This window comes from Plasticicumulans lactativorans, assembly GCF_004341245.1.
Taxonomy (GTDB): domain Bacteria; phylum Pseudomonadota; class Gammaproteobacteria; order Competibacterales; family Competibacteraceae; genus Plasticicumulans_A; species Plasticicumulans_A lactativorans.
Window position 1 is genome coordinate 1 of the sequence record NZ_SLWY01000048.1, and the last position, 4,079, is coordinate 4,079.

Sequence of the window (4,079 nt, forward strand, 5' to 3'; positions counted from 1 at the left end):
GGAGGCGAGGCGATGCAGATAACCGGCATGTTGCACGGGGCGAGGCTGTTGCAGTACGTGGATTTTCCCACCGCGGAGGTGCTCGGCCCGGAGGCCGACGAGGACGCGATCAAGGCGCTGATCGCGCGCTGCGGGTCGGTGTTCATCAAGCCGATCTTCAAGGGCGGGGTGGGCAAGAAGGGCAAGTCCGGCCTGCTCGGGCGCGCCCGTGACCTGAAGGGCGCGCTGGCCGAGAAGGAGCGGCTGTACTTCGCCGAGCACCGCGTCGGCCACGTCGTCAGCAAGGCCCAGGGCGTGACCTTCGAGGGCGCGGTGGCGGCCGAGCACGAGGTGTACTTCTCGATCAGCGACGCCACGCGCTTTCGCGCCCCGACCATCACGCTGACCCACAAGGGCGGCATGGACATCGAGGAGCTCGAGCGGCGCTACGTCGCCGAGGTGCCCTTCGAGGCGCTCACCGGGCTGAAGAGCTTCGTCATCGCCAACGCGCTCGCCGACATCGGCGCGCCCAAGGAGCTGGTCTCGCCGCTGGTGCAGCACCTGCCCAAGCTCTGGGAGCTGTTCCACCACTACGGCATGACCACGCTCGAGCTCAACCCCATCCGCATGATGCCGGGCAAGGGCGGGCGCCTGGTGCCGGTGGCCTGCGACTTCAAGTGCGGCTTCGACCGCGACGACCCGCGCTGGGAGCGCCTGGGGCTGCCGGCGCACCTGTTCAGCGCCGACACCTCGGACTTCGAGCAGGAGATCAACGCGCTGCGCACCTACCAGGGGCAGAGCGACGTCTACGTGATCAACAGCGCCGGCACCATCCTCGCGCCGACCTTCGGCGGCGGCGCCAACTCGCTGGTGACCCAGGCGCTCGGCGACGACGCCATCATCTCCTCGGACTTCGGCGGCAACCCGCCCTACGAAAAGATGCGCGACGTCGCGCGCATCTGCTTCAAGCACTGGCTCAGGCAGTCGAACGTGCTGTTCATCATCGGCGGCAAGTCCAACAACACCGACATCGAGGTCACCTTCCGCGGCATGGCCGATGCGCTGCGCGAGCACTTCGGCGCCTACGGGCCGACGCCGCTGTACGTGGTGGTCGGGCGCGGCGGGCCGAACCTGATCCGCGGCATGGGCGTGCTCAAGGACACCTGCGAGGCGCTCGGGCTGCCCTACCGCTTCTTCGGCTTCGATTCGGCGATGAGCGAGGTCGTCAACCACGCCCAGGCGGTGGACCGCTGGATGAAGGCCGGCGGACGCACCCAGGTCGCCCGCCGCCTCGGCCTCGCCGCCTGAGCGCCACCGTCCACCGAATCCGGAGAACCATCACGATGTACAAGCAAGGTGTGGGAGATTTCCCCTATTTCGTCGGCATCCCGTCGCTGGCCGAGATCGCCACGCGCGAGGACCGTGTCTGCGTGCTCAACATCCTCGGCGGCGAGTCGAGCGAGGTCACGCCGGTCAGCCACCTCTACTCGGGCGGCAACATCGCCTTCGGCACCTCGCCCGGCAAGCGCGGCCAGGTGCTGGAGACCGCGCTCGGCGCGGTGCCGGTGTTCAACAGCGTGCGCGAGGGCCTGGCGGCCGGACACCGCTTCAACACCGGCGTGGTCTACCTGCCGCCGGCGGGGGTGCGCGACGGCGTGGCCGAGCTGATCCGCGTCAACCCGGAGCTGAAGAAGATCGTCATCGTCACCGAGAAGTCCTCGGTGCACGACGCGCGCGAGATCCGCGCCATGGCGCAGCAGAGCGGCATCGACATCTTCGGCGCCAACTGCCTGGGCGTGGCCGACAGCTGGAACCGCGTGCGCATCGGCGGCGCGCTCGGCGGCGACCACCCCGAGGAGGCGCTGATCCCGGGCTCGGTGGCGCTGTACTCGAACTCCGGCAACTTCACCACCACCATCGCGCAGTACCTGGCCACCGCCGGCTGGGGCACCACCACGCTGATCTCCAGCGGCAAGGACGTCTACATCCACTTCGCCGCCCCCGAGTTCGCCTACGCGCTGGCCAACGACGCGCGCTCCAAGGCCGCGGTGCTCTACGTCGAGCCCGGCGGCTACTACGAGCACGCGCTCAAGCTGACCAAGCCGACCGTGGCCTGCGTGGTCGGGCGCTGGAAGGCCAAGCTCACCCGCGCCGTCGGCCACGCCGGGGCGATGGGCGGCAGCGGCGACAGCGCCGAGGCCAAGGAGCACTGGTTCATGGACGCCTTCGGCGTCGATGAGCTGTTCAGCCCCGACAACCCGGTGTGCTCGGCCAAGGGCGCGGTGGTCACCAACATCGCCCACATCCCGCTCGCGCTCAGCGCGGTGATGCGCCTGAACGGCATCGAGCCCGACTTCGCCCCGCGCGGCAGCCTGGCGCTGAAGCCGTGGTTCGGCAACGCCCAGGGCCTGGACCTGCCGCCCGACCTGGCGCTGCCGGTGGTCGAGGCGCCGGGCCCCTACAACGCGCAGATCGCCGCGCTGGCGCGCCAGATCGGGCGCAGCTTCCCGCGCCAGCCGATGAAGGACGCCTCCGGCGTCTCGCAGATGGACCCGAAGACGCAGATCACGCGCCTGCACGGGGTCAGCGTGCTCGAGGCCGCGCGCCAGCCGCTGGAGTCCAACCTGTGCTTCGCGCTGCTGCGCGAGCACAACGGGCCCAACGACAACGCGCTGATCAGCGTCGCGCTCGCCGCCTACGTCAACCTGCACGGCGACCCGATGCTCGCCGCCGCCGAGGCCGCGCGCGAGGCCGGCAACGCCCCCAACGCGGTGCTCGCCGCCGCCGCCAGCATCCTCGGCCCCAAGCGCGTCGAGACCGCGCGCGCGGTGGTCGACCTGCTGATCGCGCGCTTCTCCGACGCCGGGCTGCAGGATGCGCGCGACGAGGACTTCGACTGCCGCGGCCTCGTGCTGAGCGACGCCGAGCGCGCGCGCTTCGTCGGCGAGCGCCCCGATGCGCGCGGCGAGGCGATGATGGCCGCGCTCGAAGCGCGCGGCGCCCGCTCGGTGTTCCTCAAGTTCATCCGCCACCTCGGCGGCTACCCGAGCGCCGACGCCGTGCTCGCCGCCATCGCCATGACGCTCGCCTGGGGCCCGCTCGCGCGCAAGCGCATCTCGCTCGAAAGCGCCCGCGGCCTGCCCTGGTACCTCAAGCTCTACGGCGCGCTGATCGGCGCCTCGGCCCCGGCGGCGCGCCACGAGGCCCGCGCCTTCTGCGGCGTGCCACAGCAGGAGCTGCTCAGCCGCTGGACCGCCAACGAGATCGCCTACCTCACGCTGCTCGGCGAGCGCCCCGACGCCGAGCGCCTGTTCGCCTTCCAGGTGCTGGTCGGCATCCTGCTCTCCAACGGTCCCGGCAGCATCTCGGCGCAGGGCGCCAAGGGGGCGGTGTCGGCCGACGGCCCGCAGACCCCGGCGCGGGTGCAGATCAACAAGGCGATGGTCGGCTTCCTCACCCACACCGGCTACTCGCACGGGGGTGCCGGCTACGAGGCCATCACCTTCCTGGTCGAGCAGTTCCGCAACAGCCACCTCAGCGACCCCGGCGACCCGGCGCACGGGCTCGACCTCGGCGCGATGGCGCACGCCTACGCCGAGCGCTACGCCGCCGAGAAGGCCGCCGCCCGCGAGCTCGGCGGCGAGCGGCGCGCCATCGCCGGCATCAACCACCCGGTGTTCAAGGACAAGCCGGTCAACCTCGACCCGCGCGAGGCCTACCTCGTGGAGCTGTTCCGCGAGCGCGGCGAGCACAACGTCTTCCACGACTACTACCACGCGCTCACCCGCGCGCTGTTCGAGGCCGGCGTCACGCGCAACGTCTTCTGCGTCAACATCGACGCGGTGATCGGCGCGCTGCTGCTGAAGATGCTGTGGCCGCGCTACCAGCGCGGCGCGCTCGGCGAGCACGACCTGGAGAGCGCGGCGTTCACGCTGTTCCTCTACGGACGCATGATCGGCTGCGCCGCGGAGATCGACGACCACCTCAACCGCGGCCGCAACATGGACACCCGCACCGCCGCCTCGGCCCTGCGCTTCGTCTCCTGAGCCGCCGCCGCAGCCCCTCCCACGCACCGGACCGCGGGCGCGTCAAGCGCCCGC

Annotated in this window: 2 protein-coding genes; both read left to right on the plus strand. The window is 71.1% G+C overall.

Features of this window, described 5'->3' with window-relative positions:
• The first annotated feature begins 12 nt into the window (after window positions 1-12).
• Window positions 13-1,287, plus strand: coding sequence for an ATP citrate lyase citrate-binding domain-containing protein (locus EV699_RS19650; RefSeq protein ID WP_132546020.1), 1,275 nt, complete (start codon window positions 13-15; stop codon window positions 1,285-1,287).
• Between the two features lie 35 nt (window positions 1,288-1,322).
• Window positions 1,323-4,025 (plus strand): CoA-binding protein, encoded by a 2,703-nt coding sequence (locus EV699_RS19655; protein ID WP_132546022.1) that lies wholly within the window; start codon window positions 1,323-1,325, stop codon window positions 4,023-4,025.
• Window positions 4,026-4,079 lie beyond the last annotated feature (54 nt).

Excerpts from the sequence above, each read along its gene's own strand:
- EV699_RS19650 (WP_132546020.1), top strand. The coding sequence starts at position 13 with ATGCAGATAACCGGCATGTTGCACGGGGCGAGGCTGTTGCAGTACGTG.
- EV699_RS19655 (WP_132546022.1), top strand. The coding sequence starts at position 1,323 with ATGTACAAGCAAGGTGTGGGAGATTTCCCCTATTTCGTCGGCATCCCG.